Source organism: Pseudidiomarina terrestris (genome assembly GCF_030466405.1).
GTDB lineage: Bacteria > Pseudomonadota > Gammaproteobacteria > Enterobacterales > Alteromonadaceae > Pseudidiomarina > Pseudidiomarina terrestris.
The window spans coordinates 294,635-318,566 of the sequence record NZ_JAGGJF010000001.1 but is presented as its reverse complement, the minus strand read 5'-3'; the positions used below and the strand labels follow the sequence as shown (position 1 = coordinate 318,566).

Annotated in this window: 23 protein-coding genes; 20 read left to right on the top strand and 3 right to left on the bottom strand. The window is 51.4% G+C overall.

Going from position 1 to position 23,932, the window contains the following annotated elements; all coding sequences use genetic code 11:
- Positions 1-26 precede the first annotated feature (26 nt).
- The 7 genes from rppH to J6J34_RS01425 all read left to right on the top strand — a co-directional run bounded on the left by rppH (position 27) and on the right by J6J34_RS01425 (position 7,478).
- Positions 27-560 carry an RNA pyrophosphohydrolase gene (gene rppH / locus J6J34_RS01455; protein WP_301719533.1) on the top strand — a complete coding sequence of 178 codons (534 nt, stop codon included), beginning with the start codon at positions 27-29 and terminating at the stop codon, positions 558-560.
- A gap of 2 nt (positions 561-562) precedes the next feature.
- Positions 563-2,836, top strand: coding sequence for a phosphoenolpyruvate--protein phosphotransferase (ptsP, locus tag J6J34_RS01450; RefSeq protein ID WP_301898385.1), 2,274 nt, complete (start codon positions 563-565; stop codon positions 2,834-2,836).
- Between the two features lie 38 nt (positions 2,837-2,874).
- Complete coding sequence (locus J6J34_RS01445) at positions 2,875-3,666, top strand: sulfite exporter TauE/SafE family protein (protein ID WP_301719535.1); 792 nt, start codon at positions 2,875-2,877, stop codon at positions 3,664-3,666.
- Between the two features lie 3 nt (positions 3,667-3,669).
- A complete protein-coding gene (lgt, locus tag J6J34_RS01440; RefSeq protein ID WP_301835596.1) occupies positions 3,670-4,494 on the top strand; it encodes a prolipoprotein diacylglyceryl transferase in 825 nt (274 codons plus the stop codon).
- Positions 4,491-5,342: a thymidylate synthase gene (locus J6J34_RS01435; protein ID WP_301898384.1), complete on the top strand. Its 852-nt coding sequence runs from the start codon at positions 4,491-4,493 to the stop codon at positions 5,340-5,342. The genes lgt and J6J34_RS01435 overlap by 4 nt, the downstream gene beginning before the upstream one ends.
- Before the next feature lie 871 nt (positions 5,343-6,213).
- Positions 6,214-6,981, top strand: a complete 768-nt coding sequence (gene tcdA, locus J6J34_RS01430; RefSeq protein ID WP_301836073.1) for a tRNA cyclic N6-threonylcarbamoyladenosine(37) synthase TcdA — start codon at positions 6,214-6,216, stop codon at positions 6,979-6,981.
- Positions 6,978-7,478, top strand: a complete 501-nt coding sequence (locus tag J6J34_RS01425) for a DUF1543 domain-containing protein (protein ID WP_301774396.1) — start codon at positions 6,978-6,980, stop codon at positions 7,476-7,478. The genes tcdA and J6J34_RS01425 overlap by 4 nt, the downstream gene beginning before the upstream one ends.
- Before the next feature lie 35 nt (positions 7,479-7,513).
- Here the strand turns inward: J6J34_RS01425 and J6J34_RS01420 are convergent, their stop codons facing one another.
- Positions 7,514-7,912, bottom strand: coding sequence for a SufE family protein (locus J6J34_RS01420; protein WP_301719540.1), 399 nt, complete (start codon positions 7,910-7,912; stop codon positions 7,514-7,516).
- A gap of 129 nt (positions 7,913-8,041) precedes the next feature.
- Here J6J34_RS01420 and J6J34_RS01415 point away from each other — a divergent pair, with 129 nt between their 5' ends.
- The 9 genes from J6J34_RS01415 (at position 8,042) to J6J34_RS01375 (ending at position 19,811) form a co-directional block, all read left to right on the top strand.
- A complete protein-coding gene (locus J6J34_RS01415) occupies positions 8,042-8,791 on the top strand; it encodes an electron transfer flavoprotein subunit beta/FixA family protein (RefSeq protein WP_301719542.1) in 750 nt (249 codons plus the stop codon).
- The gene (locus tag J6J34_RS01410; protein ID WP_301719543.1) at positions 8,788-9,717 is read left to right on the top strand and encodes an electron transfer flavoprotein subunit alpha/FixB family protein; all 930 of its coding nucleotides are present in this window, start codon (positions 8,788-8,790) and stop codon (positions 9,715-9,717) included. Before J6J34_RS01415 ends, J6J34_RS01410 begins: the two co-directional genes overlap by 4 nt.
- A 207-nt stretch (positions 9,718-9,924) precedes the next feature.
- Positions 9,925-10,860, top strand: coding sequence for a hypothetical protein (locus J6J34_RS01405; protein ID WP_301898383.1), 936 nt, complete (start codon positions 9,925-9,927; stop codon positions 10,858-10,860).
- A gap of 220 nt (positions 10,861-11,080) precedes the next feature.
- Entirely contained in the window at positions 11,081-12,076 is a 996-nt protein-coding gene (locus J6J34_RS01400; RefSeq protein WP_301836070.1) for a hypothetical protein, read from the top strand.
- A 312-nt stretch (positions 12,077-12,388) separates the two neighbouring features.
- Positions 12,389-13,333, top strand: coding sequence for a hypothetical protein (locus J6J34_RS01395; protein WP_301898382.1), 945 nt, complete (start codon positions 12,389-12,391; stop codon positions 13,331-13,333).
- 121 nt (positions 13,334-13,454) lie between these two features.
- Positions 13,455-14,495, top strand: a complete 1,041-nt coding sequence (locus J6J34_RS01390; protein ID WP_301719547.1) for a thrombospondin type 3 repeat-containing protein — start codon at positions 13,455-13,457, stop codon at positions 14,493-14,495.
- Between the two features lie 195 nt (positions 14,496-14,690).
- The gene (locus J6J34_RS01385) at positions 14,691-15,656 is read left to right on the top strand and encodes a hypothetical protein (protein ID WP_301836066.1); all 966 of its coding nucleotides are present in this window, start codon (positions 14,691-14,693) and stop codon (positions 15,654-15,656) included.
- A 108-nt stretch (positions 15,657-15,764) separates the two neighbouring features.
- Positions 15,765-17,591 carry a DUF1302 domain-containing protein gene (locus J6J34_RS01380; protein ID WP_301836065.1) on the top strand — a complete coding sequence of 609 codons (1,827 nt, stop codon included), beginning with the start codon at positions 15,765-15,767 and terminating at the stop codon, positions 17,589-17,591.
- A gap of 201 nt (positions 17,592-17,792) precedes the next feature.
- Positions 17,793-19,811 (top strand): S9 family peptidase, encoded by a 2,019-nt coding sequence (locus tag J6J34_RS01375; protein WP_301898381.1) that lies wholly within the window; start codon positions 17,793-17,795, stop codon positions 19,809-19,811.
- Positions 19,812-19,868: 57 nt separating this feature from the next.
- Here the strand turns inward: J6J34_RS01375 and J6J34_RS01370 are convergent, their stop codons facing one another.
- The gene (locus J6J34_RS01370) at positions 19,869-20,648 is read right to left on the bottom strand and encodes a glycosyltransferase family 2 protein (RefSeq protein WP_301898380.1); all 780 of its coding nucleotides are present in this window, start codon (positions 20,646-20,648) and stop codon (positions 19,869-19,871) included.
- Positions 20,649-20,759: 111 nt separating this feature from the next.
- On the opposite strand from J6J34_RS01370, the gene ung reads away from it, so the two are divergent.
- Positions 20,760-21,407 carry a uracil-DNA glycosylase gene (ung, locus tag J6J34_RS01365; protein WP_301774405.1) on the top strand — a complete coding sequence of 216 codons (648 nt, stop codon included), beginning with the start codon at positions 20,760-20,762 and terminating at the stop codon, positions 21,405-21,407.
- A 40-nt stretch (positions 21,408-21,447) separates the two neighbouring features.
- On the opposite strand, the gene J6J34_RS01360 is transcribed toward ung, so the two are convergent.
- On the bottom strand, positions 21,448-21,618 hold the full coding sequence (locus tag J6J34_RS01360) for a DUF3545 family protein (protein WP_301719553.1): 171 nt from the start codon (positions 21,616-21,618) through the stop codon (positions 21,448-21,450).
- Between the two features lie 201 nt (positions 21,619-21,819).
- Between J6J34_RS01360 and suhB the strand changes: the two genes are divergently transcribed.
- From suhB to iscR, 3 genes are all read left to right on the top strand, one after another.
- Positions 21,820-22,620, top strand: coding sequence for an inositol-1-monophosphatase (gene suhB / locus J6J34_RS01355; RefSeq protein WP_301719554.1), 801 nt, complete (start codon positions 21,820-21,822; stop codon positions 22,618-22,620).
- A 6-nt stretch (positions 22,621-22,626) separates the two neighbouring features.
- Complete coding sequence (trmJ, locus tag J6J34_RS01350; RefSeq protein WP_301774406.1) at positions 22,627-23,346, top strand: tRNA (cytosine(32)/uridine(32)-2'-O)-methyltransferase TrmJ; 720 nt, start codon at positions 22,627-22,629, stop codon at positions 23,344-23,346.
- Positions 23,347-23,438: 92 nt separating this feature from the next.
- Entirely contained in the window at positions 23,439-23,927 is a 489-nt protein-coding gene (iscR, locus tag J6J34_RS01345) for a Fe-S cluster assembly transcriptional regulator IscR (protein WP_301719556.1), read from the top strand.
- Positions 23,928-23,932: the final 5 nt, after the last annotated feature.

Here is a 23,932-nt window from a genome sequence, read left to right as displayed (position 1 = left end):
GAAGTCGAATTTAAGAGGATGCCCGCGTGATAGACGCAGAAGGATTCCGCGCAAATGTTGGAATCATTATCTGTAATGATCAGGGACAAGTGTTTTGGGCGCGTCGATATGGGCAACACAGCTGGCAGTTTCCGCAAGGTGGGATTGATGATGGTGAGACACCAGAACAGACCATGTACCGGGAACTGTGGGAAGAAGTCGGATTAAAACCCGATCAGGTGGAAATTGTCTATACCAGTCGTCACTGGTTTCGTTACCGCTTACCAAAGCGCCTCGTGCGCCGCGAGCAACGTCCCACTTGCATTGGTCAAAAACAGAAATGGTTCTTACTGCGCTTAACGTGCAAAGAGCAAGACGTAAATGTGCTTTGTTCGTCACATCCGGAGTTTGATGACTGGCGTTGGGTCAGTTATTGGTACCCGGTACGGCAAGTCGTGTCGTTTAAGAAAGATGTTTACCGACGCGTGATGAAAGAGTTTGCGCCCATTGTCATGCCAAGCCATCCCGCCCAGGGGCGGCCTGGTGGCAAACGGCAGCGCGGACCAAGACGGAAACGCTAACTATGCTGCGAGTGTTGCAACGCATTGTGGAAGCCGTGAACCAGGCGCCAGACTTTGAGCTGGCGCTGCAGACTATGGTGCGGCAAGTCAAAGAAGCGTTGCAAACCGACTCGTGTACGGTGTATCTGGCGGACCACGAGCAAAAACAATTTGCTCTGGCCGCAACTGACGGCCTCAGGATCTCATCCGATCAACCGATTCATGTGCCTTTTGGTGAGGGGGTCATCTCACTTGCCGCGCAACGTGAAGAGCCGCTCAATATTGCCAATGCCAGCGAGCACCCGAAGTTTCTCAAATTAGAAGAGGTCGACGAGGAGCGCTACAGCGCCATGTTGGTGGCTCCGGTCATCCATCGCCGCCGGGTGCTGGGTGTATTAGCGGTGCAGCAGGAACATGACCGCGCTTTCACCCGCGACGAAGAAGCCTTTGTAGTGACCCTGGCAGCGCAGCTGGCGGTAGTCATCGCGCACGCCGAAGTGAAAGGCTATTTACGCACCACCAAGCAGTCGCCCTGGCTGGAAACCATAAAAGGCATCGCCGCAGCGCCCGGAGTGGCCATCGGCCAAGCTTATGTGGTTAAGCCGCGAGCACGTTTAAGCGAAGTCACCCCGAAAAAATCTGATAAACCTGAGCATGAAATCCGCCGTTTTCGTTCCGCTGTTGCCCACACCCGGCAGGAGCTGTTGGACTTAAGTGCAAGCATGAAAGGCCAAATCGCCGATGAGACGTTGGCGATCTTTGACGTTTATCATGCCATGCTGGATTCGACCAATCTCGGCCAGGAAGTCGAGCAAACCATCAATGACGGTTGGCGCGCGCAAACCGCGCTGAAGCTAGTGGTTGAGAATCTTGTAAACCAATTTGAAAACCTTGACGATGAGTACATCCGGGAACGCGCCAGTGATGTGCGGGATCTTGGCCAGCGGATACTTTCTCATTTAAAAGAAAAGTCCCGGCAGCACCTGGAGCCACCTCCGGAATGCATCCTTGTTGCCCATGAAGTAACCGCGACCATGCTGGCAGAGTTACCCAATACCGAGATTCTTGGCATCGTTTCGGTTCGTGGTTCGGGCAATTCCCACGCAGCGATTATGGCGCGTAGCATGGGTATTCCTGCAGTGCTGGGGGCCGATGATATTGAGCTGAATGAGCTCGACGGCGAGACCATGATCGTCGATGGTTATAATGGTGATGTCTTTCTGAACCCACCCCTGCAGGTTGAAAACGAATACCGGCAGTTGGCTGAAGAAGAACTGGAGCTGCGTGAAAAAGTTGAACAAGCGCGCGGTCAGCCGGTAGAAACTGAGGACGGCGTGCGACTAACCTTACAGTTGAACGTGGGCCTGAATACCGAGCGTGACTGGCTCAGTGAACTGGATATCAGCAGCGTCGGTCTGTATCGCACAGAGATTCCGTTTATGATGCGCGAGCGCTTGCCGACGGAAGATGAGCAGGTGGAATTGTACACGCAAATCCTCGAGCAATTTAAAGCGGGCACTGTGGTGATGCGCACACTCGATGTCGGTGGTGATAAACCGCTACCTTATTTGCCAATGAGTGAGGAAAATCCGTTCCTTGGATGGCGCGGCATTCGCATGACGCTGGATCACCCCGAGATTTTCCTGGTGCAGATACGAGCGATGTTAAGGGCCGCGGTGGGTCGTAACAATCTGCATATTCTGCTGCCGATGATCACCAGTGCTGATGAAGTTGATGAAGCTGCACGAATGGTAAAGCAGGCTTATCATGAGGTGTCTGAAGAATTTAACGGCCACGATCGTACGCAGTTGATTCCTCCGAAACTGGGCGTCATGATTGAAGTCCCGGCAATGGTTTATCATATGCATACCATCGTCGATAAAGTTGATTTCTTCTCGGTGGGGAGTAACGATCTGACTCAGTATATGCTGGCTGTCGATCGTAACAATCAACGGGTAGCAGGTTTGTATGATGCGTTTCATCCGGCGGTGTTACACGCGTTACAGCAAATCATTCAGCGCGCAAACGAACTTGATAAGCCGGTTTCGGTCTGTGGCGAGTTAGCGGGAGAGCCCGGCGGCGCGCTATTGCTGTTGGCGATGGGCTATCGTACTTTGAGCATGAACAGCTACAATATCGATCGTATTCGCTGGATTATTCGGCACATCAAGGCTGCGGATCTTGATGAAATGTTGGCAAAAGCATTAGCCGCACGGTCACCGCGTGAAGTCAGGAAAATTGTCACCATGACGCTGGAAGAGGCGGGCTTAGGTGGCTTTGTTCGTGCCGGCGGCTAAACGCCGGAACCATTCTTACAGGTAACTAAGGAGTCACAGTGCTCATCACAGGCTGGTTATGGTGTTTAGCCGGAGGCGTGATTGCTGGCTTATTGGCCGGTATGTTGGGTATTGGTGGTGGCCTGGTTATTGTTCCTCTGTTGATTTACCTGCTGCCCGTGCTCGGTGTGCCGCCTGAATTAGTGGTGCAGATGGCGGTCGCCACCAGCCTTGCGACGATTGTGATGACCACTTTGAGCTCTGCGCGCTCGCATTACCGTCACGGCCAAATCAGTTGGTTCTGGGTGCGGCGTCTGATTCCCGGGCTTATGGTTGGCGCTATTTTTGGGGCTTGGCTGGCGACTCAGCTCAAACCCGAATGGCTGCAGCGTATTTTTTCTGCGGTGCTGCTGATACTATCCATTCGTATGCTGGTACCCCAACGCACCGGCGAGCCCATTACCGGGGTTTCGAAGCGCCTGATGGCGTTCATCAGCGCGATGGTCGGAAGTTTGTCGGCGCTGGTGGGTATCGGTGGTGGTTCGCTGACGGTGCCCCTGTTGCAACGTTTAAGGGTCCCTATCCGGCAGGCCATTGCGGTATCCTCGGTGGGCAGCCTAAGTATTGGCATCAGCGCGGTGCTGGCGTTTATTGTGCTGGGGCAGCAAATGGAGTCCAATAACGGGCTGCTGGGCTATGTCCACGGTCCGGCATGGCTGGCAATTTCAATTGCTTCGGTGCTGTGCGCACCATTCGGTGCTGCCTTGACGCAGCGTATACCGGTGAAACATTTACAACGAGGATTTGCAGCCTTCCTGATATTGGTGGCGCTCGAATTGTTCATAGGATAAAACATGCAAGCTGAGTTTATGGTGCATCCAGGCATCGACCCGGTCATATTTAGTATTGGCCCTCTGGCATTACGTTGGTACGGCTTGATGTACCTCCTGGGTCTCGCATTTGCCTATTTCTGGGGCAAGCGGCAGTGTCAGATGCCGCATTATGCAGCGGTAGGCTGGACGGAAAAACGCTTTAGCGATCTACTGTTCTGGTCCTTTATGGGCGTCATTTTAGGCGGCCGTATCGGTTATGTGCTGTTTTATCAGTTTAATTACTTCATTGAAAACCCGCTGTATTTATTTGATATGGCCAGTGGCGGCATGTCTTTCCATGGTGGCTTACTAGGTGTGCTGACAGTGCTGGCGATTTTCTCGCGAGTGACGCGCATCAACTTTTTGCAGGTGGGTGATTTTGTCGCTCCCCTAGTGCCGATGGGGCTTGCCTTTGGCCGCATTGGTAACTTCATTAACGGCGAGCTGTGGGGCCGCGTGACGGATGTGCCATGGGCGATGATTTTCCCGGCCGCAGGGCCTGAGCCGCGCCACCCTTCGCAACTTTATCAGGCGGCGTTAGAAGGGGTGTTGTTGTTTGTTGTGCTGGCGTTGTTCAGTCGCAAGCCGCGGCCAACTGGGGCGGTTGGTGGGTTGTTCCTGGCAGGTTACGGAACAGCGCGCTTCGTGGTTGAATTTTATCGGCAACCGGACGCTCACCTGGGTTTGCTCAGCGTCGGCTGGTCAATGGGCCAGTGGCTATCGCTGCCGATGGTGATCGGCGGTCTTGGTTTAATGATTTGGGCGTACCGTTCGCACCGGGGTGCCGCTAAAGGGGATCAGGCATGAATCAATATCTCGCACTCTGCCGGCGCATTGTCGATGACGGTGTCTGGGTGACCAACGAGCGCACGGATAAGCGGTGCTTAACGGTGATCAATGCTGATCTTGAATACGATGTTGCGGGCAATCAGTTTCCGTTAATCACTACCCGTAAAAGCTACTGGAAGGCGGCGATTGCAGAGTTTTTAGGCTACATCCGCGGTTACGATAGCGCGGCTGATTTTCGTGCCTTAGGGTGCAAAACCTGGGATGCCAACGCCAACCTTAATGAAGCCTGGTTACAGAATTCGCACCGCAAGGGCGAAGACGATATGGGGCGCGTCTATGGGGTACAGGGGCGACGCTGGTCGAAGCCGGATGGTGGTCATGTGGATCAGTTACGTAAGGTGGTCGATAACCTGAGCCGCGGGGTGGATGATCGTGGTGAGATTATCAGCTTTTATAATCCTGGCGAGTTTCACATGGGCTGTTTGCGACCTTGCATGCATACCCATAACTTTTCGTTGCTTGGCGACACGCTTTATCTGACCAGTTACCAGCGTTCCTGCGATGTGCCGCTGGGCTTGAACTTCAATCAGGTTCAGGTGTTTACTTTCCTGGCGTTGATGGCGCAAATCACGGGACACAAAGCAGGGCAGGCCTATCACAAGATAGTGAATGCTCACATTTACGAAGATCAGCTGGCGCTGATGCGCGATGTACAACTGCAGCGCGAGCCCTTCCCGGCCCCTCAGTTAGAAATTAATCCTGATATCAAGTCGCTGCAAGATTTGGAAACCTGGGTCACGCTGGACGATTTCAAAGTCAACAACTACCAACACCACGATCCCATCAGCTACCCGTTTAGCGTTTAAGCTGCGGCTTGGTGCGGGGAACGAACTCCAATGTCACGGGACGCCGTGAACCCATCCCTGGGGGCTTGGCGGCCGCATCCCTGCGGCCGACACCCGTGCCATTGGAGGTCATCCCCCACACTCGCCTCCGCGTCGCTGCTGCGGCTTGGTGCGGGGAACGAACTCCAATGTCACGGGACGCCGTGAACCCGTCCCTGGGGGCTTGACGGCCGCATCCCTGCGGCCGACACCCGTACCATTGGAGTTCATCCCCCACACCCGCCTCCGCGTCGCTGCTGCGGCTTGGTGCGGGGAACGAACTCCAATGTCACGGGACGCCGTGAACCCGTCCCTGGGGGCTTGGCGGCCGCATCCCTGCGGCCGACACCCGTGCCATTGGAGTTCATCCCCCACACTCGCCTCCGCGTCGCTGCTGCGGCTTTGTGCGGTGAACGAACTCCAATGTCACGGGACGCCGTGAACCCGTCCCTGGGGGCTTGACGGCCGCATCCCTGCGGCCGACACCCGTGCCATTGGAGTTCATCCCCCACACCCGCCTCCGCGGCCCTGCTGCGGCTTTGTGCGGGGAACGAACTCCAATGTCACGGGACGCCGTGAACCCATCCCTGGGGGCTTGACGGCCGCATCCCTGCGGCCGACACCCGTTGCATTGGAGTTCATCCCCCACACCCGCCTCTGCGTCCCTGCTCGGGCTTCGTGCGGGGAACGAACTCCAATGCCACGGGACGCCGTGAACCCATCCCTGGGGGCTTGACGGCCGCATCCCTGCGGCCGACACCCGTGCCATTGGAGTTCATCCCCCACACCCGCCGTCGCGTTTCGCATAAAACTTTGCGATAATTGTATTAATTTCTCTAACGATAGAAACCGAATGGCAGACGAAAGATTTTCAGGTGTGGAGCGCGTGTATGGCGCGCAAGAATTTGCTCGTTTTCAGCGACATCATGTGGCCGTGATTGGTCTTGGTGGGGTTGGTTCGTGGGCGGTGGAGGCGCTGGCGCGCTCAGGAGTGGGCGGGATTACGCTGATTGACCTGGATGATGTCTGCCTGACCAATATCAACCGGCAGTTGCCGGCGCTGACGAGTACCGTCGGGCAGTTGAAAACTGAGGTACTGGCGCAGCGGGTGCGTGATATTCATCCTAAGTGTCAGGTGCGGGTGATTGATGATTTTCTGGCGGCGGAAAATCTGGATGATTATCTGGGTCAGCCGGTGACTGCGGTGCTCGATGCTATTGATAGTGTTCCGGTTAAAGCGGCATTAATTGCCTGGTGTAAGCGTCGCAAGCTGCCGCTGGTGACGTGTGGTGGTGCTGGTGGGCAGGTTGATCCGGGGCAGGTTACCTCGGCGGATCTGGCGAAGGCGACGCAGGACCCATTATTGGCGAAAGTGCGCTCGATGCTGCGGCGCGATTACAATTTTTCGCGCAATCCAAGCCGTAACTTTGGTGTTAAGGCGGTGTACTCTACGGAGCAGTTACGTTATCCGGTAGGTGATGGTAGCTGGAGTCATGCTAAGCCAGGCGCTGGTTCGATGCGGATGGATTGCAGTACGGGCTTCGGTGCGGCGATGCCGGTGACTTGTACTTTTGCGATGCAGGCGGTGGCGTTGTTGTTAGAAAAACTGGAGCGCAAATGAAACTCTATATGTTTTACATTGGTGGTTCGGCGCCGGGCGCGAACATTGAGGTGCACGATGTGCGGTTTGTGGCTGGCGAGTCGGTTGCGGACTGCTATCCGGCGCTGCGTAAGAATTGGTACGGCACGTTGCAAGGGTTGCATCTGGACAGTTATGTGCAGGTGCATCATGTCGACGGTTACCGCATTGAGCTGAGTCAGGCGCCGGTGGAACAAGCCGAGAAGCTGTGGTTTGTTAATTTTGGCGGCTATTATCCAAATCGGCTGGCGGAATTTCATGACTTTACGCTGGTGGTGGCAAAATCTGCTGACGAGGCCAAGCGGGTGGGGTATCAGCGGTTATTGACGGACAGTGTCGAGCAGCACAAAGATGATCTTTACGATGTGGATAATTGTCTTAATCTGGACTTGCTGGATGGCTGGCACATCAAACTGGTAAAAGATGGTGTCGAGCAACCTTTAGTTCCTGACTGGTCAGGCTACGAGGTCATTGCGTAGGCATCCGCCGGTGCCGGCAGGCAAGTTGCTTGCTTTTAATTCTGGATAGCACTGACCACGGCGCGCAGGCCATTGCGCCGCGATGTACTGACAAGATCCTGCAGGCCAAGTTGGTGCAGCAGGGCATCGAGTTCGAAGGCTGCGACTTGCGCTGGGGTCGCCTGGTGCAGGGCCAAGAAGATTAGCGCCAGCAGGCCTTTCACAACGCGTGAGGCGGAGTCCAACTGCAGCAGTAAACGCTCGTTTTGCCATTCACAGAGCAGCCAGACTTTAGCCTCGCAGCCGTGCACTTCATGTTCTGGTACGCGCTTCTCTGGTGGAAATGGCGGCAGTTTGGCGGCTTGTTCGATTAGAAATTTCAGCCGCTGAGGATGCTGTTGAGCTTCCCACTGCAGCGCTGAGAGATCACTTTCGTTTAATTTTCCGTACACCATAGCAGCTCTAAAATTGCGCTCACGCAAGGCAAAAGATAGCCGAATAGTATCATTTTTGCCGCGAAAAATGTTAATCTTGGGCAGTCTAAGATATAACGTGAATCCAAATAACGTAACAGGAACGACAACATGAAAATATTAGTGGCGGTCAAACGCGTCATTGATTACAACGTTAAAGTGCGGGTCAAAGCTGACCAATCTGACGTTGATCTGGCCAACGTGAAAATGGCCCTGAACCCGTTCTGTGAAATCGCGGTTGAGGAAGCAGTACGACTGAAGGAACAAGGCATCGCCGAAGAAGTGGTGGTGGTCTCGATTGGCCCGAAAGCTGTGCAGGAGCAATTGCGCACTGCTTTAGCACTGGGCGCGGATCGCGCGATTCAGGTTGAAACTGAAGATATGCCTGATTCTTTGGCTGTCGCTAAGCTATTAAAAGGCGTGGTTGAGAAAGAACAGCCGAACCTGGTGATTTTAGGTAAACAGGCTATCGACTCTGACAACAACCAGACGGGACAGATGCTCGGCGCCTTGACCGGAATGCCACAAGGGACTTTCGCATCGAAAGTCGATATGGCCGATGGCAGCGTAAATGTGACCCGTGAAGTTGATGGCGGTTTGCAAACGGTAAAACTCAGCTTACCTGCGATTGTCACTACTGACTTGCGCTTGAATGAGCCACGCTACGCGTCGCTGCCGAATATCATGAAGGCCAAACGTAAGCCGCTTGATGTTACGTCAGCGGATGAGCTGGGCGTGAGTATCAGCCGTACGGTGAAACTTCTTAAGGTTGAGTCTCCAGCAGAACGCAGTGCCGGTGTTAAAGTTGCCGACGTTGCTGAACTGGTGGACAAATTGAAGAACGAGGCAAAAGTTTTATGAGCATTTTAGTCATTGCCGAACACGACAATAATGAATTAAGCACGGCGACACTGAAAACTCTGGCAGCTGCTCAGCAAATGGGCGGCGAGGTTGAAGTATTAGTGGCGGGGCACGAGTGTCAGTCCGTCGCTGATGAAGTCGCTAAAGTAGCAGGTGTAAGCAAAGTTCGCGTTGCTGATAACGCAGTCTACGGCCACTTCCTGGCCGAGAATCTGGGCGCGTTAGTCGCTGAGCTGGGCAAAGATTACAGCCATATCGTGGCTCCTGCGACCACCACGGGTAAGAACTTTATGCCGCGTGTGGCGGCCTTGCTGGATGTTGCACAAGTATCAGACATCATTGCAGTGGAAAGTGCGGATACCTTCAAGCGTCCAATCTACGCGGGTAACGCGATCGCTACGGTGCAGTCAGAAGATGCCATTAAAGTCATTACCGTGCGAGCCACAGCCTTTGATGCTGTCGCTGCAGAAGGCGGTAGTGCTGCTACGGAAACCGTAGATACCGTGATTGAAAATGATAAGTCAGAGTTTGTTGGCGAACAGCTGGCGGAATCTGAGCGTCCTGATTTAACCTCGGCGCGCGTGGTGATTTCTGGTGGTCGCGGCATGCAAAATGGCGAGAACTTCCACTTGCTGGAGAAAGTCGCTGACAAGCTTGGCGCTGCGGTAGGGGCCTCCCGTGCGGCAGTGGACGCAGGTTTCGTTCCAAACGACATGCAAGTCGGCCAAACCGGTAAGATTGTTGCTCCTGAACTCTACATCGCGGTAGGTATCAGTGGCGCAATTCAACATCTGGCAGGTATGAAAGACTCGAAGGTCATCGTCGCGATTAACAAAGACGAAGAAGCACCGATCTTCCAGGTCGCTGATTATGGTTTAGTGGCAGACTTGTTTGAGGTATTGCCGGAGTTAGAGAAGCAGTTGTAATTGTTCTTTAGGTCTCTGATTGGTAAGAAGCCCGCACCTGTTGCGGGCTTTTTTTTTACATTAAAAAAACATTACGGGTTTCGCTTTGTAACGTTGCTAATTTCCGCGATGCGACTACTTTTTGAACAGCGCTAGTTGGAAGTCAGCGCATCAACGCAAGTTTTCAAGTTGATAACAATCTAGCGAGGCAAAATTATGAAACGTTTTATGATTACTGTGCTGCTGGCTTTTGCGATGAACCCAGTTTGGGCACAGACCACAGAAACCGTTGTTATTGAAGGGGGGTTTATAAACTCCTCTGGCAATGTATTGAGTGACGTAGGCGATATAGATCGGGTGCGGGCAATAATTACCTATGATTCAAGCATGATGAGTACTGCAGGTTACGCCGGCTCCGCGACATTTACGGATACGTTTCTGTCTGTCCAGCTTCAGTTTTTGGATAGTTCAGGTGTAGAAGTTCCGCAGACGTTTCCAACGCTATTAACCACTGACGCAAACGGTACTTTGACCGGCTCATGGCATTATTTCGATGGTCCGTTACCCGCTCAGTCGCAAAGCCAGATTGTACTCTCTGACACCTACTATGAAACAGCAGCAATGGAGTCGTTCACCTATTATGTTGATGTGACGAACAGCGGTGACAACTCTCAAGCTGTATTTGAAGACGTAAATGGAACCTTTAGGTATGTTGAGTACTTCGGTGACGGCAATCTGCAAGGTTCTCTCAATATTTTTACAGCTATGGAAGGCAGCGGTACTGTTGGATTCCAACCCGACTTCGTCTACTACGGTGGCTTGAACGAAGACTTTGATGATGATGGTATCTCGAACCTGAACGATTCGTGCATGTTCTCATTGACTGATGAAACGGTTATGTTCGACTGGGTCGACTCAGGCGTTACTAACTATGTTGACGAAAGTGGCTGCACTATTATGGATCGTTATGCCGCTTGTGAAGCTGAAGAAGCAACCCAACCAACATCACCCTGGGGCTGGTTCCAGCCAGTCTACAGTGGTCCAACCTACTGTGAACGACAAGTCGTCTACGGGCTGCAGGATGACGGCATCATCGACTACACAGAAGGTCGGATGTTGCGTAATGCTTTGAATCTTTCGCATAGCTCACAGGGGCCCTCTTAATCACAGAGTGCAAAATCAATGACAGTAAGCCCGCATAACACTGCGGGCTTTTTTATGAGAATGTGAACGCTGAACAAAAAAAATACAAATAAGTAACGCAATTATCATGGCTGTATCCTAAGCGTTCTCAGTGTAATCTAACAAAAGTTTAGGGGAGCTGCGCGGTATCTATCGGCTCAATCATTATGCTCATAGAGCAACGAGTTAGAGAAAAATAAAAATGAAAAAACAACTAAGGTATGCAGTGCAAGGCGCTGTTGGTCTTTTAGCTTTGGGAGCTGCGGCGGTACAAGCGCAAACAATTCAATCTGTTGAAATTGAAGGGACTGTGACGGATTTCTACAGCCATTACTATTACAACCAAGTGCCGGTTGAACTGGAAAATGCTGTCAGCTTTAAATTTGTTGTCGAGCAGGATACATCGGTATTACCGTTCTACGTTTACTCAGGTTCATCTTATGAGTACCAGCAATTTCAAGAAAACCTCTATAATATATCTTATACCTTCTATGATGCTGCTGGGGCAGAGATAACTGCGCCTGCAACTCTTGATTTAGAGCTGACTGCGGAAGAATTATTGGAGACTTATGTCTATGCCGAACGAGGTGTGACAAACGACTACAAATACATGCAATGGTGGGGCCGTAAAACGACCAATGAGACGAACGATTGGAACAGTCTTAGCGGCTATATAACGAATAATGGGATGGCTCCTTTTTTTGCTGAGTTTACCCCGTATCCGTTACTTTTGAGCGCTACTTCGCCCGTGAACCAACAATTTAATGGTTGGCTCGAATCCTATGGTTACGGTGAGGAAGACTACTACTATCTTAGCTTTTACGGCACGGTAACCAGCATTTTGGCGACTGAGCTTGATGCGGATGGTGACGGTTTCGCCGATAGTGCTGACTCTTGCCCAGCCTCGCTGATGGACGAAACTGTGATGTTCGATGGTTGGTTGAACTCTGGGGTGACCAACTATGTTGACGCAAGTGGCTGTGCAATCATGGATCACTACGCAGCCTGTGCAGTTGCAGAAGCTGAAGAGCCAACATCACCGTGGGGCTGGTTCCAGCCAGTTTACAGCGGTCCAACCTACTGCGAGAAGCAGGTTGTTTACCAGCTACAGGATGAAGGCGTGATCGATTATACCGAAGGTCGTATGCTGCGTAACGCGTTAAGCCTGTCATATAGCTCGGACGGCCGGCGTCGATAAGTTATGTAACGTTTGAGATGTTTGCTAAAAGCCCCTCCTTGGACGGCCCGCTCGACAAGGGGGAATATGGCGACTTTCCGACATTTGTATCTACTGAAATCCCGCATTTTTATGCGGGATTTTTTGTTTCTGACAGGCTCTGAGGGTTCTATACTTGAGACTCTTGTTTAACATGATGCTCACATATCGACTACACTAACTTCATGTTGTTTGGCTTGGGTTTAGCGTCCATGCTGAGCAGGATTACACATTTCAGCGTAGGAAGTAGAGCAGAGGTCATGCTTTTCGCACTAACTCTACCAAGGAATTGTTATGAAAGTTTCACTCTATTCTATGATCGCAGGCTGCGGGCTTGCTCTCTTCACCGGCTTAGGCCAGGCACAAACTCTAACCGATACCGTTACTATTGAAGGTGAACTTACGCAACTGGAGAACAGCTTCCAGGGGCCTGCGCAATTAGCGCCTGGCTCAAGGTTTGTGGTGACAATTGAGCAAGATCGTACCGCGACAGAAAGCTCGGCAACGGCCACCATGAAGTTTTATGAGGATGCCGTGTTGCAAATGGAAGTCATGTTTTATGACGATCAAGGCGTGCCAATCTCAACACCTGTGGTCACCACCTACTCGTCGACGACCATGCCCTCCATTGACTCACGCACAGCACAGTTTTGGTTTGACCCTCAGGTTGCTGAAGAAGCTACTTACGCCATGCAAGGCATGGACATCAATGGCCGCAATATGGATACCACGATCAACCTGAGCGAAACCACCCAGACTCTGCTTACTGATACGTCGAACTATCCAGCGATCGCCGAAGGAGCTGTAGATGCGTTGTTCTCGTTCTATGTTATGAACGGTGACGAAGGTAGAGGTATCTCCATGTCAGCTGAGGGTAATGTCGATACCATTAGTGTAGTGTTCGTCGATACCGATAATGACGGTGTTCCTGATTACCTCGACCAATGTGCTGCTTCACTGGAAAGTGAAACCGTAATGTTTGATTGGGTAGATTCAGGTGTGACGAATTATACCGATGCCAGCGGCTGCACCATTATGGATCGTTACGCAGCATGTAAAGCTGACGAAGCACAGCAGCCATCATCACCTTGGGGCTGGTTCCAGCCGGTTTATAGCGGTCCAAGCTACTGTGAATCGCAAGTGGTTTATCAGCTCCAGGACGAGGGCATAATTGATTACAGCGAAGGCCGCATGTTGCGTAATGCTTTGCGCCTGTCTCATGACTCCTCTATGTTTTGATTTAACATAAATAAAACATTAGATCACGGCAATGATACGGTTGTATAAAAAATGCACAAGGTCTACTTTTAGCAATCGTATCTTTCTATTCGCAAATAATAAGACTTTACAAGGTGATACTATGCGCTCAATTTGCTCATTCCTTCTCGTCAGCGGTGTTATAGCCGTTACTTCTCTTTTCAGTCAGCCGCTACACGCACAAGCACCCGGGCAACAGACCGTGGTGATTGAAGGGGATATTTTTGAAAGCAATATCGCAGAACTGCAGCCATACCAGGAATTTTTCCCGCTGCGTTTTGTTGCGAGTGTGGGTGAGAACCCAGCTACCGCTCAACTGATGTTCGATGAGCCAAATGCTAAATTTTATTGGTCCTCGACCTTCGAGATAGCCATGCAAATATTTGGTCCGGATAATAATCTTATTTTTGAGCAGAGCTTGAATATTGAAGGCGCTTCCGGTGAAGAATTCGGCGAGAATATTGCTGCATTTACCTTTAATTCTGGTGAGGAATTAGAACAAATGATGGAGGGGGCTTTTTGGGGAGCTATGCTGAGTTCAGAGGCGGGATTTCAACGCCATGAGATCGCTTTAGGTAACACCCCATTTAGCAGTGGGCCAGAGGAGCCACAAGGTGAAAATGGGCCAGTCCCCATGCTAATCTTTCCGGGAATGGGTTCACTTTTTGCAGATACAACCAACTATCCGGTACTTGCAACTGGCGAGACATTCCAGCCGTTTCAATATAATTTTGACAATGACGAGCCAATGCTAGAGCGGGAAGTAGCGAGCACTGGTGGTTTTGCGAGCGGTATTGCACTCGCTATAAGTTACGGCGATCTCGACTCAGATGGTGACGGGGTTCCGGATTTGGTAGATAGCTGCCCGGCGTCGATCCTTAATGAAAACGTGCTGTTCGGTGAGGTGGATTCCGGGGTGACAAACCGGGTTGATGAGAACGGTTGCTCGATCATGGATCGTTATGCGAAGTGTGAAGCTGAAGCAGCTGAAGAGCCATCATCACCTTGGGGCTGGTTCCAGCCAGTGTATAGCGGACCTAGCTACTGTGAAAAACAGGTTGTGTATGGTCTGCAAGACGATGGTGTGATTGATTATACCGAAGGTCGTATGTTGCGTAATGCGTTAAATACTTCTTATAACTAAGAAAGCCGATAGGCGAAACTTTTCAGTAAAATGACTGGAAAGTCATAAAAGGGCAGTCTTCCTGGTGGAGATTGCCTTTTTTATTGCTTAACACCCGCTCGAATATTGTGCAGCGAACCGTTTTCAATTAAGTTGATGACATGCGGGCCACTGAAGCTCGTTCCAAAAAAACAAAAAATAAGTAAGGGGAACAGTATGCGCACAACTATCCGCCGGGCTCTGCTTGGCAGCGTTTTGATGGGGTCAGTTACAGCCGCTCCTATGGCGCTTGCCGCTGAGGAAACGATTCAAATTAAGGGTGAGCTGCTGTTCTCAAGCCTACCTGCTTTAGTGGATCACCAAGGGCCTTTGAGCCAGCCATTAACCTTTACTGCGACAGTGGTACAAGATCCGGAGCAGGCTGTGCCGGCTGGATTCTTCAGTTTAGGTACAGACTACTTAAATGCGACGCTGGCATTACGTATGGAAATAACAGGGCCGGCTGGCGATGTACTTTATGATCGCACCGTCGATGTCGATAATCTCCCAGTTGCTGCTTCCGTTGATGCGCTCTCGTGGTTTCTCTTTAGTAGTGACGCGCAAGGCAGCGATGAGCCCTCAGGCAGCGCTCTATGGGCTATTATTTCAGCTTCCGATGAGCAGTTCATTCGCCGTGAGATCACCTTGGGACAAAGTATTTTTAATCGTAACCTTGGTGGGTTAGCAGAGGTAACAGCCGGCGTTAGTTCCTTATTTACAGATACATCGGGTTATCCCGTGTTAGCTGAGGGGAGTTACAACTACACCTTCCTTTATTACGACAACACCATCGATAACATTACCGGTGCCGGCGACATGGGCATGGTTCAAGGTTATGCGACGAGGGTATCTTACGGCGGTGATGATGCTGACGCGGACGGTATTGCTGATGATGCCGATAGCTGCCCTGCTTCTGACACCCGCTCAACAGTTGTATTTGATTGGAACGACTCAGGGGTGACAAATTATGCATTCGCTGATGGTTGTACTATAAGCGATGAGTTCGCCCGCTGTAACACAGCTGCAAACTGCACGATGAAGCTTATAAAACAGCTCAATGACGACGGCTCCATAAGCCTGGAAGAGGCCAATGTATTACGCAATGCATCGCAAGTTGGGTATCATTCACGTCGGCCGCGCTAGGTTCGATTTTTCTCAATACACCACTTGCATATTTGCAACTCATCGGACATGATTGGGCTAATAACATCCTAATGGGATTAGGTGGCTAACATGAAAAGAAGAACAACTATGCTAAAAAAATTACCTCTCGCTACAGCCATAGCGCTGGCATTCGCAGGAAGTGCAGGGGCCCACGCTGCAGAATTTGAAGTGGGTGACTTCCGCGTGAAGTTCGATTCGATTATTTCATACGGCGCTGCATGGCGTATGGAAGACCGTGATATGCGCCTGATCCATCCCGGCAATATGGATGGTGGCATGGGCCAGTCAGGTGTTGCTGATGACGGTAACCTGAACTACGACCAGGGCGATCTTGTTTCCTCGGTTGTCAAAGGTGTGCATGACCTCAGTATTGACGGCGGCGATTACGGTGCCTTTGTCCGTTTCAAGTATTGGTATGATGATGTCATCAAGAACAATGAAGTTCCCCATGGTCACACAGCCACCAATTACTTTCCCGACGTAACCCTGAACAACGATGGTCTGGATGACTATTCGACAGGTTCAGGCTTTGAGTTACTTGATGCTTTTGTCTACGCCTATTTTGATTTGGGTGATATGCCAGCTAACCTGCGGGTGGGTCGGCAGGTATTAAGTTGGGGTGAAAGCACCTTTATTTTTAACGGTGTGAACTCCATCAACCCTATCGATGTAAACGCTGTACGTCGTCCTGGTGTTGAAATCAAAGAAGCTTTGTTACCAGTAGGCATGGTAAACCTGAATTTAGGTTTAACTGACGAAACCAGCTTAGACATGTTCTATCAGTACGAGTGGGACAACACCAAGCTTGATGGTTGTGGTACTTTCTTCTCGACCGTCGATATTCTTGGCGGACCGGGCTGTAATAAGGTCACGCTGAACCCTACTTTGGTACCCGGTCAGCCGTCGAGCAGCTTGAGCGACCGTGAGTCTGTGGAATTTGGTACTTACCTCGACCGTTCACCTAATATCGAGCCTGATGATGGTGGCCAGTATGGTTTTGCCCTGCGCCATTACAACATGGACCTCGATGTTGAGTTTGGTGTGTACTACATGAACATTCACAACCAGACGCCAATTATTTCAGCCTATAACTGGGTTGAGCAGCCAAGCCCAGGACTAAGCCACCCTGATGGTTTGCCCATTGCAGGTCCAAACTATGTGTTGCAGTACCCTGAAGATCAAGAAATCATGGGTGCCAGCTTCAGTACGAACTTTGGTCTATGGTCGGTCGGTGGTGAATACAGTTTCCGTCCAGATCTGGCGGTACAAATCAACACCACTGAAATCTTAACTGCCGGTTTGCGGGCTGGGGTGCCGAGCACATTCTCAAACCGCATTCGTCGTGATGAGACAGGTGCGATTACTAACTTAGGTGAACTTCAGCCTGGTTACGATGAGCTGGATGTAAGTCAGTTCCAGCTGACTGGTATTCGTTTCCTTGATAACGTTTTGGGCGCAAGCCGTCTGACCTTTATCGGTGAAGTTGCGATGAACAAAGTTCATTCGCTGCCAAGCCTTGATGAACAGCGTTACGGTCGTAACCCAGTTTACGGTAAGTGTCTGACTCAGGCTGACCAACAGATGTTGGGCAACCCGTCGCCAGCTGCTGATATTAACTGTGAAGGCTTTGTTACTGCATCTTCATGGGGCTATCGCACCCGCTTTGTTGCGGAGTACAACAACGTTGTAGCCGGTTGGAACTTAACGCCGACGCTGGCCTTTGGACACGATGTAAAAGGTTACTCGCCGAACAGTAACTTTATTGAAGGTCGTAAGACCATTGGCTTAAGTGTCGATGCAAGCTACCTGTCGTCGTACAAAATTGGCGTGGGTTACAACATCAACACGGGTGGCGATTATGAGCCAGCCAGTGATCGTGACTTCGCATCAGTAAGCTTTAGCTACAGCTTCTAAGTCTTGTTGCTGATACCAAAAACCCGCTTCGGCGGGTTTTTTTGTGCCTTTCATCCCACTTCACTTGCGTAAGTGCCTAATTCTTCGTACTTGTAGTAGACGTAAAAATAAAAAATTTAGACTAAAGTGAGATGACAACATCATCAGGGTGATGGTTGCCGTATCTCGCCCTTAAGTATCCTTCCGTAAAAGGAGTTCATAATGAAAAAAGTGCTCGCGTTAACGCTTGCGACTTTGGCGTTTCCCGCCATCGCGAACGCTGCCGAAAACAGCAGTCATTTTACCGCTGAAGACGTATTTCAGCTGGAGTACGCCAGCTCACCCACGATTCATCCAAAGGGTGATTACACCGTCTTTGTGCGCAACTACATGGATATTATGTCCGACCGTAAATACGGTACGTTGTGGCGCGTTGACCATAAAGGTGAGATGCGTCCCTTAATTGGTGGTGACGCAAATGATCATTCGCAAACCTGGTCGCCGGACGGCAGCAAACTGGCTTTTGTGTCGAATCGTAGTGGCAGCAACCAGATCCACTTGTACTGGACAGACACCCGCGATCAAGCGCCGGTGACTCGGCTGACAGGGTCACCTGGCAACTTAAGCTGGTCACCTGACGGGAAATGGCTGGCGTTTACCATGTTTACGCCCGCTCCGGAAAAGCCTCCGGTAAGCCTGCCCAAAGCGCCAAAAGGGGCGGAATGGGCAGCACCGCCAAAGTACATTGATAAAGACAACTATCGTTTTGATGGCGGTGGCTACGCGAAAGACGGTTACACCCAAATTTATGTGATGCCAGCAAGTGGTGGTACGCCACGACAACTGACCACGGACGAGTACAACCATGGCGGACAATTGGCGTGGTCGAAGGATGGCGCATCTATCATCTTCTCGGCGAATTTACGCGAGGATGCTTTTGACCAACCGGCGAACTCAGAGCTGTATCGCGTCGCTCTGGAAGACGGCAGCATCAAGCAGTTGACCGACCGGGTCGGTCCGGATCGTTCGCCCAGTGTCAGCCCGGATGGCAAAAAGCTAGCCTGGTTAGGTTATGACGATGAAATGATGAGCCACCAGCTGACTCAGCTTTATGTCATGGACTTAGGTGGCGACGAGCCTCGTTTGCTCACCAGCGACCTGGATTACAGTGTCGATGAGGTGAAATGGGCCGGTGACAGCCGCGGGGTCTACTTCTCCTATGATCGTCATGGTGAAGGTCATGTGGTGTATCAGAACCTGAATGGCAAGCGTAGCCAGCTCACCGACGATATGGGTGGCTTGAGCTATGGACGCCCCTATAGCGGCGGCGCCTTTGATGTGCAGGGTAATGGCCAGCTGGTCTATACACTGGCGCATCCGCAGCGCCCAGCTGACCTGATGCTGAAAGATAATAAAGTGACGCGTCAGTTGACGCATCTAAACGAAGATTTGTTTGCGCATAAGGAGCTCGGCCGGGTAGAAGAGATCTGGTATGACTCCAAACATGGTGACTACAAAATCCAGGGCTGGGTTGTGTATCCACCCGATTTCGATCCAGAAGAGAAGTATCCGTTAATTCTGGAAATCCATGGTGGCCCCCATACTGCCTATGCTGAGAGCTTTTCCGCTGAAGTCCAGCTTATGGCAGCAGCTGGTAACGTGGTCTTGTATACCAACCCGCGTGGCAGCACCAGCTACGGTGAAGCCTTCGCTCAGGAGATCCATCATAACTACCCAAGCCAGGATTATGATGATCTGATGGATGGTGTTGATGCCGTGATTGCCAAAGGCTTCATTGACGAAGAGCGTCTGTACGTCACCGGTGGTAGTGGTGGCGGTGTGCTAACTGCCTGGATCGTCGGTCATACGGATCGTTTTGCTGCGGCGGTGGTCGCCAAGCCTGTGATTAACTGGTACAGCTTTGTGCTAACCGCGGATATGTACAATTACTTCACCAAGTACTGGTTCCCGGGCCTACCATGGGAGAACCTGGAGCACTACATGAAGTACTCACCGATTAGCTACGTGGGGAATGTGACCACGCCTACCATGTTACTGACCGGCGAAGCTGACTATCGCACACCAATCTCCGAGTCGGAACAGTACTATCAGGCCTTGAAACTGGCAGGTGTTGAAACCGCAATGGTACGCGTCCCTGACGCCCCGCACGGCATCTACAGCCGCCCCTCGAACCTGATCGGCAAAGTCGCCTACATCCTCCACTGGTTCGAAACCCACTAACAAAGAAAGGGCAGCCCTTACAATTTTAGGACGTGAAAAATAGGAGGGCTGCCCCTCCTATTTTTTTTGGGTTTGTTTGCTGCGGTAGGCGATCTCGTAGAGTTTGGCTTCGGTCAGGAAAAAGTGGAAAGCATCGATGTTGGCTTTGATAAAGCCGCGCCAACCGGACCAGATCATTTGCCGGCCTAAATAAAACTTTAGGAACATGAGCGGGAAGATCAGCAGTAAACGAGGCAGGCTGCAAGGCCGTCCTTGTTGTTCACGTTGTTTGGCTTTTAGCAATGAGTAGGTATTGAGCTTATCCATGTAGCCGTGTGCGGTATCGTAACCATAGTGCTTGAGATAAATCGGCAGGTAGGCAAGGGGCGGTTCAACTTCGATATGCTCATGCACCAGGACATCGGTATTCATGTGGCATTTGTCTTTACGGTACACCCGGCGATACTTGTGGTGACGCGCCTTGCGCAAACTCTCGCCCATAAAAATATCGTCATGATGGATCCAGATCCCGTTAATATCACCCTCTGCGATACGCTCACGAATCATCTGTAAGCCACCGGCAGGCATCACTTCGTCGCCATCCAGATTCAGGATCCAGTTGTGCGTACACTGGGCAATACCAAACTCTTTTTGTTTCGGATAGCCAGGCCAGTCGTTGTGGACAACCCGTGCTCCATGCTTTGCGGCAATCTCGAGTGTACGATCCGTAGAGCCTGAGTCAATCACGACAATTTCTTCAACCCCGCGCACGCTCTCAAGCACTTCATCTAAGTGCGCTTCCTCGTTAAGAGTGATGACAAAGACACTCATTGGCGGAACGTCATTTTTTGCTGACATGCAAAGCCTCGCATTGTTACTCTATAGACCGCATAATCATACCGCAAAATAAGCCATCAGGCACAATCGCCTCAAGGTGAAACCCAAACCCAAATGAAGAAAAGGCAGAGCATGAGCGACAGAAGTTGGAGCGATTTACTTGCTGAAGAGAAACAGCAGCCCTATTTTCAGGAAGTGATGCAGCGTGTGCAAATGGAACGTGACCAGGGTAAGGTGATTTACCCGCCGCCGGAGCAAGTTTTCAACGCGTTCAAGCTCACCCCGCTGGCGCAGCTGAAGGTGGTGATTCTGGGTCAGGATCCCTACCATGGCCCAGGGCAGGCCCATGGACTTTGTTTTTCAGTGCCCAAGGGAGTGGCAGCACCACCGTCGCTGAAGAATATTTTTAAAGCCTTGCAACATGATTACCCCGCTTATGAAATCCCAGAACACGGGGATCTAACGCATTGGGCAGAACAAGGAGTGTTGCTGTTAAACACAGTTCTGACCGTAGAACAGGGGCAGGCAGGCTCGCACGCAAAGTGGGGCTGGGAACGTTTTACCGACAAGGTAATAGAGCAGGTCAATGCGCACTGTGAAGGCATTGTGTTTCTGCTTTGGGGCGCTCACGCGCAGAAGAAAGGGGCGCTGATTGACCGGCAACGCCATCATGTACTGACAGCAGTTCATCCGTCGCCATTATCAGCGCACCGCGGCTTCCTCACGTGCGGACACTTCCGTCGCACCAACGAGCTGCTGGAGCAACCGATTCACTGGTAGCGTCGTTCAATACTTCAAAGCACGAACCGGGGTGGTATCATCAGAACTCGAGTTCGTCGAGCTCCAGATCGAGACCGTGGTCCATGTCTTTGAGTTCGTCGCGAAGTCGGTATTTTTCTTTTAGCGCTTCGATTTCCCGCCACTTACGTTTACTGCGACGTGACTTGGTTTGTTTTGCTTCAACACCGTTTAGCTCTTGTGAATGATCCATTGGATCCTCCTAGCTTATAGTTGTTATTTTAGGCATAGCGCAACACTTTAATAACACCTGCCGATAAAAAAGACAAGAGGCTTGTGCGATATATCACCGGAGATTCGTGCAGAAGCAGGCATGGATTTCTTGCGGATGAGTACAGAAACCACTATAATCCGCGGCCACAAAATCGTTCTTTTACAGCACAGGTATATTGGTATGCATCCCATGTTAAACATCGCGGTGCGCGCTGCGCGTGCGGCGGGCAAAATCTTAACTAAGAATTTCGGTGTCGAAGCCGACTTCAATGTTCAGGCGAAAAGCCAAAATGATTTCGTCAGCGAAATCGATCAGGCAGCCGAACAGGCGATCATTAACACGATTAAAAAGACCTTCCCGGATCACAGCTTTCTGGCGGAAGAAAGTGGCGTGATCGAGGGCAGCACACCCGAACATCAGTGGATCATTGACCCGCTTGATGGCACCACCAATTACCTGCGCGGCATTCCTCATTTCGCAATATCTATCGCTTACCTGCATAAAGGCTCAGTGCAAGCTGCGGTCGTCTATGACCCGTTGCGTGAAGAGCTCTTCACAGCGACCAAAGGTTCCGGTGCACAACTGAACGGCAAACGCCTGCGGGTGAAGAGCCAGCGTGATCTTAATGGCGCTTTACTGGCGACCGGTTTCCCGTTCAAACGCAAAGACCTGCAAACGCATTATCAGGCGGTATTTGGTGCTTTATTCGAGCACACCTCAGACATGCGCCGTGCTGGCGCAGCAGCGCTCGACCTGGCTTACGTTGCCGCCGGTCGGTTTGACGGGTTCTGGGAATTTAGCCTGGAGCCGTGGGATATCGCCGCGGGTGGCCTGATTGTGCGTGAAGCTGGCGGGTTGGTAACCGACTTTGCTGGCGGTCATGGTTTTATGCAAAGTGGGCACCTGGTTGCTGGCAACCCGAAGGTAGTTCAGCACTTGCTGACCAAAGCTCGTCCTCATCTTCCAACAAGCATGAAGTAAACGGTTATGCTGGATAATATCCGAATTGTACTGGTCAACACCTCGCACACCGGCAACATAGGGTCGGTGGCGCGAGCGATGAAAACCATGGGGCTGAGTCAGTTGACGCTGGTGGATCCTGTGCAGAAACCAGATAGTCACGCCTCAGCACTTGCGGCCGGAGCTACCGACGTATTGCATAACGCGACCATCGTTGACGATCTAAGCAGCGCCATTGCCGATTGCGGGCTGGTGATTGGTACCAGCGCGCGTAATCGCACCCTCGACTGGCCATTGCTGGGCCCCCGCGAGGCAGCGCGTCAAGTGCTGGCGGAAAGCGCAAACTATAAGGTGGCACTAGTATTTGGCCGCGAGAGTAGCGGCCTGACTAACGACGAATTGCAGCAGTGTACGCACCATGTTCACATCCCCTCAAACCCGGATTACAGCTCGCTGAATTTGGCGATGGCGGTACAAACCCTGGCGTACGAAGTCCGCATGCAGTGGCTTGAAGCAAATCAACATCCACCGGGCGCGGAGAGTGAGTACCCACTCACAGAAGACCTTGAGCGCTTTTACGGACATCTTGAGCAGACCCTGACAGAGACCGGTTTTATCATCAAGAACCACCCGGGACAGGTCATGGCTAAGTTACGCCGTTTGTTCAATCGGGCACGCCCCGAGACCAACGAGCTGAATATTCTGCGCGGCATGCTTGCCTCAATTGATAAGCAGCAAAAAAGCTGAGCAGGCAGCTCAGGTTATACCGCCTTGGTAATACTTGACTAAAATACTCGGGAATGCGAAAATTACGGTATAAACGTGGAGGAAAACTAGCTATGCGCTTAACCTCGAAAGGACGTTACGCCGTAACCGCAATGTTAGACGTAGCGCTGCATACAGAACAAGGCCCCGTGCCGCTGGCCGATATTTCGGAGCGGCAGGGAATTTCACTGAGCTATCTTGAACAATTATTCGCACGCTTACGTAAGCATGGTCTGGTAAGCAGTGTGCGCGGACCTGGCGGTGGTTACCGTCTGGGCTTTAGCCCGCAGGAAATTTCAATTAGCGCAGTGATTCAAGCGGTCGATGAAAGTATTGATGCAACACGATGTGGCGGACAGGGCGGATGTCAGGGTGGCAGCCGTTGCTTAACCCACTCGCTTTGGTCAAACCTAAGTGATCGAATTGAAGACTTTCTCGCGAACATTAGCTTAGCGGAACTGGTGAAACAGCAAGACGTTCATGAAGTTGCACAGCGTCAAAATGCCTCTATCGCCGAGCAGAAGAAACGCGAACAACAAATTGCACTGAATTGTCAGTTATAAGCAGT

Excerpts from the sequence above, each read along its gene's own strand:
- J6J34_RS01395 (WP_301898382.1), top strand. The coding sequence starts at position 12,389 with ATGAAAGTTTCACTCTATTCTATGATCGCAGGCTGCGGGCTTGCTCTC.
- J6J34_RS01415 (WP_301719542.1), top strand. The coding sequence starts at position 8,042 with ATGAAAATATTAGTGGCGGTCAAACGCGTCATTGATTACAACGTTAAA.
- J6J34_RS01370 (WP_301898380.1), bottom strand. The coding sequence starts at position 20,648 with ATGTCAGCAAAAAATGACGTTCCGCCAATGAGTGTCTTTGTCATCACT.
- J6J34_RS01375 (WP_301898381.1), top strand. The coding sequence starts at position 17,793 with ATGAAAAAAGTGCTCGCGTTAACGCTTGCGACTTTGGCGTTTCCCGCC.
- lgt (WP_301835596.1), top strand. The coding sequence starts at position 3,670 with ATGCAAGCTGAGTTTATGGTGCATCCAGGCATCGACCCGGTCATATTT.
- J6J34_RS01420 (WP_301719540.1), bottom strand. The coding sequence starts at position 7,912 with ATGGTGTACGGAAAATTAAACGAAAGTGATCTCTCAGCGCTGCAGTGG.
- J6J34_RS01390 (WP_301719547.1), top strand. The coding sequence starts at position 13,455 with ATGCGCTCAATTTGCTCATTCCTTCTCGTCAGCGGTGTTATAGCCGTT.
- iscR (WP_301719556.1), top strand. The coding sequence starts at position 23,439 with ATGCGCTTAACCTCGAAAGGACGTTACGCCGTAACCGCAATGTTAGAC.
- suhB (WP_301719554.1), top strand. The coding sequence starts at position 21,820 with ATGCATCCCATGTTAAACATCGCGGTGCGCGCTGCGCGTGCGGCGGGC.
- J6J34_RS01435 (WP_301898384.1), top strand. The coding sequence starts at position 4,491 with ATGAATCAATATCTCGCACTCTGCCGGCGCATTGTCGATGACGGTGTC.
- ptsP (WP_301898385.1), top strand. The coding sequence starts at position 563 with ATGCTGCGAGTGTTGCAACGCATTGTGGAAGCCGTGAACCAGGCGCCA.
- J6J34_RS01360 (WP_301719553.1), bottom strand. The coding sequence starts at position 21,618 with ATGGATCATTCACAAGAGCTAAACGGTGTTGAAGCAAAACAAACCAAG.
- J6J34_RS01380 (WP_301836065.1), top strand. The coding sequence starts at position 15,765 with ATGCTAAAAAAATTACCTCTCGCTACAGCCATAGCGCTGGCATTCGCA.
- J6J34_RS01400 (WP_301836070.1), top strand. The coding sequence starts at position 11,081 with ATGAAAAAACAACTAAGGTATGCAGTGCAAGGCGCTGTTGGTCTTTTA.
- trmJ (WP_301774406.1), top strand. The coding sequence starts at position 22,627 with ATGCTGGATAATATCCGAATTGTACTGGTCAACACCTCGCACACCGGC.
- ung (WP_301774405.1), top strand. The coding sequence starts at position 20,760 with ATGAGCGACAGAAGTTGGAGCGATTTACTTGCTGAAGAGAAACAGCAG.
- J6J34_RS01425 (WP_301774396.1), top strand. The coding sequence starts at position 6,978 with ATGAAACTCTATATGTTTTACATTGGTGGTTCGGCGCCGGGCGCGAAC.
- tcdA (WP_301836073.1), top strand. The coding sequence starts at position 6,214 with ATGGCAGACGAAAGATTTTCAGGTGTGGAGCGCGTGTATGGCGCGCAA.
- J6J34_RS01405 (WP_301898383.1), top strand. The coding sequence starts at position 9,925 with ATGATTACTGTGCTGCTGGCTTTTGCGATGAACCCAGTTTGGGCACAG.
- J6J34_RS01385 (WP_301836066.1), top strand. The coding sequence starts at position 14,691 with ATGCGCACAACTATCCGCCGGGCTCTGCTTGGCAGCGTTTTGATGGGG.
- J6J34_RS01410 (WP_301719543.1), top strand. The coding sequence starts at position 8,788 with ATGAGCATTTTAGTCATTGCCGAACACGACAATAATGAATTAAGCACG.